Source organism: Sulfurihydrogenibium sp. (assembly GCF_027448985.1).
Taxonomy (GTDB): Bacteria; Aquificota; Aquificia; order Aquificales; family Hydrogenothermaceae; genus Sulfurihydrogenibium.
The window spans coordinates 1-4,282 of sequence record NZ_DAIDMN010000095.1 but is presented as its reverse complement, the minus strand read 5'-3'; the positions used below and the strand labels follow the sequence as shown (position 1 = coordinate 4,282).

Below are 4,282 nucleotides of genomic sequence, written 5' to 3'. Positions count from 1 at the left end.
CCAGATACCTACTGATTGTTCCTAAAGCCCCACCCAAAGCTAAAACTAAATACTTATCCATTATTTAAAAACTCTTTTAATTTCTCCATTTCGTACTTTCCGCCTAAAAACACAGGTACCCTTTGATGAATATCGGTAGGTTTTATATCTAAAATATCTTCCTTTCCGGTTGTAGCTATTCCTCCTGCTTGTGTGATTAAAAACGCCATCGGAGAGCCTTCGTACAGAAGTCTTAGTTTGCCGTTTTTGTTTTTGGAGTCTGCCGGATAAGCAAACATTCCACCCTTTATTAAAGTTCTATGAACGTCTGCAACCATAGAGCCTATGTACCTTGAAGTATAACCTTCTTCCTTCAAAGATTCTATGTATTCTTTTAAACCTTTATCTATCCATTTTTTATCGTTTGATTCATTTATTGAGTATATCTTACCTTTCTCAGGTATTTTTATATTTGGATGAGAAAGTAAGTACATCCCTACAGCTGGGTCAAGTGTAAAACCGTTGACACCATTTCCTGTTGATAAAACAAACATTGTAGAAGAACCGTAAATGATGTATCCAGCTGCAACTTGTTTACAACCTTCTTGTAAAAAGTCTGATACATCTGAGTTTACTCTTTTATGGATTGAGAAAATTGTTCCTATGCTGATGTTAACATCTATATTTGAAGAGCCATCTAAAGGGTCAAAAGCAATTATATACTTTCCGTTTTTCCCTTCTTCCGGATAGATAGGCTCATCTAACTCTTCAGATGCTAAGGCAAAAAACTCTCCAGATTGAGATAGATACTGAATCATTATGTTATTTGCAAGCTCATCTAACTTTTGGACTTCTTCACCTTGTATATTCGTTTTTCCAGCTTTTCCCAAAACATCTGCAAGTCCTGCCATTCTAACGTGAGACGCTATAACCTTTGTTGCTGACTCGATGGCTACCAAAGCTCTTGACAGTGAACCTGTCGCATTTGGATACTTTCTTTCCTCTTCCAATATAAAGCTGTTTAAGTCTGTACCTATTTTTGCCATTTTAAGCCTCCGCTTCCTTTTTAAACTCCTTTATTCTTGGTATGAATCTTCTATCCGTTATTCTCTGGTAAAGGTAATGAAAGTCTATTGCTTTGTAGTATGATTTAACAATCATCTTTACAAGTTCACAAACCAAATCATCACCTTCCACACAATGTTTCATCATATCCAAAATAAGGTCCTCTAAGGATAGAACATTAAAAATCTCTTCTTTATCAACCTCTATTTGGTTTAATGTTCCTGTTAAAAGGTAAAAATCCTTGCTTACTTCTACATTTATATCGTCTTTGAGCCATAAATCTCCAAATTTTTGATATCCAAGGTTTGATAAAACGTTTTCTAAAAGAGGTAAATCCGGATAAAGCAAAGATATTATGTTGGCAGGGTAAAGACCCTGCGTATAAACTGTTAAGGCAAATTTACCTACGATGATTGGTTTATGTTTTACTTTGGCTTTGTCAAACTCTTTGTATATTTCTTTTATAGCTTTTATCTGTTTGTCTAACAATTAGTCCGCTCCGGCTTCTAATTTTATATCTTGAGCTTTTTGTTGAACGTCTTTTGTAGAACCTTTTACATAAGATGTTTTTATAAGTTTTATGTATTTATCAGTATACTCTTTTGTTCCAAAAACGTTCAGCTTTTCAAATAAAAATTCAAACTTCTTTTCTATTGCATCTAATATCTCTTCTTTATTTTCTAAAGTCCACCACTGGTATTTAAAGGGACCCATTCCTCTTTTTCTGGATTTGTATAAAAACTGCTCTCTTGTCATTCCTTCTTTCCACTCATCTTTAAAGTTTTCTTCTATGAATTTATAAACTTCCTCTTTGAATCTTTCAGGAGCCAAGTCAAACATTATGTTTTGAAAGCCGGTTGCAAGGTGAATTTCACAGCAGTTGTTTTGAGGAAATTTATCAAATAGTTCTTCCGGTAATGTGGAAGCTCCATGTTGAACTGTCCCACCAAGTCCATATTTTTTTCTTGCTACTTCTCCAATGTTTTTCAAAACATCAAAATCAAGTTTTACCTTTGCCACCGTTCCATCAGGAAGAGGAATACCACCATGCTCTGTTCCGGTTTGAACTGACATTTTTGATATTCCTGGTTTTTTGTTTATCGTTTGAAGATAACCTTCCATAAACGCTTCAAACTCTTCAACTGTTGAATTTTTTCCTCCTATGTGCCCTATCTCTGCACCTATCGATACATCTATTCCTTGTGGCTGAATCTCTCTTATATAGTCTGTCATTTTTGCTGTATTTAAGTAATTATGGTACTGTTGCTCTTTTAAAGACTCTTTAGAATAATCAACCAATGTAGATGGGTCTATGTCTATGTTGAAAAATCCGGCATCCATGGCTTCTTTAGTAAGCTCTTTTATGGCGTTTAACTCCTTTTCCGGATTTTCAAAGTACTTTTTAGCAGAAAACTGGAAGTGGTCACCTTGAATGAAAACAGGACCTTTATATCCCTCTTTTACAGCCGCAGCCAAAACACAGGAAGCATACTCAGAAGGTCTTTGGTAGGTGTACTCTATCTCAGATTTAGCTATCTCAAAAATCATAGCTCCTATGTTATTTTTTAAAGCTACCTTAAACATTCTTCTTGCCACATCATAGGTCATTCCTCTTATGTTAACAGCTGGAGTTGTGAAATCTTTTGTTTCTCCTCTACCCATCGCCATATAAAGTTCATGGATTGATGAAGCAACTGCACCATACTCATTTGCAATCTCTCTAATCAAGTACTTAACTTCTTCTTTAAGGTTGTAATCCTTTGAAAACACAGCGGTATAAATTAGGTCATCTATAACTTCTTCTCTTAACTTTTTTTCATCTAAAATGCAAACTTTACCATTTTCAAAAGAAACAACATTTTCCAATATTTGTTTTACCTGCTCTAAATTTTCCAAGATGTTTGCCATGTTTTCCCTCCGGATAAAGTTTTAAGATTATTATAACATTTTAGCTTTTATTTGTGTTATAATTTGATAAAAATCATATCAGGAGGACTCAGATGGAAAGAACATTAGTTTTAGCAAAACCGGATGCGGTTAGAAAAAATGTTGTGGGTAAAATCATTTCAAGATTCGAAGAGGAAGGATTTAAGCTTGTAGCTTTAAAAAAGCTAAAACTAACAAAAGAGCAGGCAGGTAAGTTTTATATAGTTCACAAAGAAAGACCATTTTACGAGGAACTTTGTGAATTTATGTCATCTGGACCTATTGTAGCAATGGTTTGGGAAGGAGAAAATGTAATAGCAAGAGTAAGAGAGATAATGGGAGCAACGGACCCATCAAAAGCAGCGGAAGGAACTTTAAGAAAGCTCTACGGAACAAACGTTGGAGAAAATGCGGTCCATGGCTCTGATTCTCCGGAATCTGCAGCATACGAAATACCGTTTTTCTTCAGTGGGTTAGAAATTGTTGAATAAATATGTGATATTTATAATACTTTTTCTAATAAGTGTTTTAATAGGGAGCAACATTTTCCTATCTTTGGTGGTTGCTCCCGTTATTTTTTCAAATTTTGATAAAATAACAGCCGGAAGTATCATGCAGCTTATTTTTCCTTACTACTTTAAGATAAACTGGATTTTAGGAGTAGTTATATACACAATTATTGGGGTTTTGTCATTTAAAGATAAAGAAATAGTAAAATCTTTAAAATGGTTTTTAATATCTGTTGGAATGGTTGTAATACTAAACATGGCACAGGACAGAGCAATCTTTCCAATGTCAAAATCAATCCAACAAGAGTATGTAGAACTTGTTAAAGAAAATCAACAAAAAAAAGCACAGATTCTACATTCTAAATTTTCAAAAATTCACGGAATTTCAAGTGTTATCAATTTAACTACTATGTTGTTAGAAACATTTTTGTTGTATAATTTTTTAAGTTTTCTTAAAATTAGCCGAAAAGATACTCAAGAAGGATATAGGGGGTAAGCTATGGAAAAGAAAAAATCAGTTCTTGACAAGATATTTTTTATAGTTTTAGGAGGTTCTCTTATAGGGGCTGTTTTAGTTGGAGTAATGGTTTATTTTCTGTTAAAGACATCCGGAGTTCAAGAGGCTTTAGTAAAGGCAATTTTATCCATAATAATCTCTCAAATTATGTTTTTGATACCTGTATTTTTTATCAGAAAATTGATTGAAGATAACATAATTAAAAAATTAAACTCTAATTTCCAATTTAAATAATTTTAAAACAAACCAAGACAAGTAGCAAAACTTAAAGCTAAAATGAAGAAGT

General features: G+C 33.5%; 6 protein-coding genes. 3 read left to right on the top strand and 3 right to left on the bottom strand.

The features are described from left to right. Positions 1 to 53: 53 nt before the first annotated feature. Genes fbp through NE054_RS07175 form a run of 3 tightly spaced genes read right to left on the bottom strand, consistent with a single transcriptional unit; the run spans position 54 to position 2,952 of the window. Positions 54 to 1,025, bottom strand: a complete 972-nt coding sequence (fbp, locus tag NE054_RS07185) for a class 1 fructose-bisphosphatase (RefSeq protein WP_297890169.1) — start codon at positions 1,023 to 1,025, stop codon at positions 54 to 56. Position 1,026: 1 nt separating this feature from the next. After that, positions 1,027 to 1,533, bottom strand: coding sequence for a 6-carboxyhexanoate--CoA ligase (locus tag NE054_RS07180; RefSeq protein ID WP_297890168.1), 507 nt, complete (start codon positions 1,531 to 1,533; stop codon positions 1,027 to 1,029). Next, positions 1,534 to 2,952, bottom strand: coding sequence for a class II fructose-bisphosphate aldolase (locus NE054_RS07175; protein ID WP_297890166.1), 1,419 nt, complete (start codon positions 2,950 to 2,952; stop codon positions 1,534 to 1,536). A 92-nt stretch (positions 2,953 to 3,044) separates the two neighbouring features. Between NE054_RS07175 and ndk the strand changes: the two genes are divergently transcribed. The 3 genes from ndk to NE054_RS07160 are packed head-to-tail and all read left to right on the top strand — an operon-like array spanning position 3,045 to position 4,230. After that, positions 3,045 to 3,461, top strand: a complete 417-nt coding sequence (gene ndk / locus NE054_RS07170; protein WP_297890165.1) for a nucleoside-diphosphate kinase — start codon at positions 3,045 to 3,047, stop codon at positions 3,459 to 3,461. Continuing rightward, positions 3,451 to 3,975 carry a DUF4149 domain-containing protein gene (locus NE054_RS07165; RefSeq protein ID WP_297890163.1) on the top strand — a complete coding sequence of 175 codons (525 nt, stop codon included), beginning with the start codon at positions 3,451 to 3,453 and terminating at the stop codon, positions 3,973 to 3,975. Before ndk ends, NE054_RS07165 begins: the two co-directional genes overlap by 11 nt. A 3-nt stretch (positions 3,976 to 3,978) precedes the next feature. Next, positions 3,979 to 4,230 carry a hypothetical protein gene (locus NE054_RS07160; protein WP_297890161.1) on the top strand — a complete coding sequence of 84 codons (252 nt, stop codon included), beginning with the start codon at positions 3,979 to 3,981 and terminating at the stop codon, positions 4,228 to 4,230. Positions 4,231 to 4,282 lie beyond the last annotated feature (52 nt).

Bases quoted from the DNA above. Each gene is read 5' to 3' on its own strand.
- NE054_RS07175 (WP_297890166.1), bottom strand. From the start codon at position 2,952: ATGGCAAACATCTTGGAAAATTTAGAGCAGGTAAAACAAATATTGGAA.
- fbp (WP_297890169.1), bottom strand. From the start codon at position 1,025: ATGGCAAAAATAGGTACAGACTTAAACAGCTTTATATTGGAAGAGGAA.
- NE054_RS07160 (WP_297890161.1), top strand. From the start codon at position 3,979: ATGGAAAAGAAAAAATCAGTTCTTGACAAGATATTTTTTATAGTTTTA.
- ndk (WP_297890165.1), top strand. From the start codon at position 3,045: ATGGAAAGAACATTAGTTTTAGCAAAACCGGATGCGGTTAGAAAAAAT.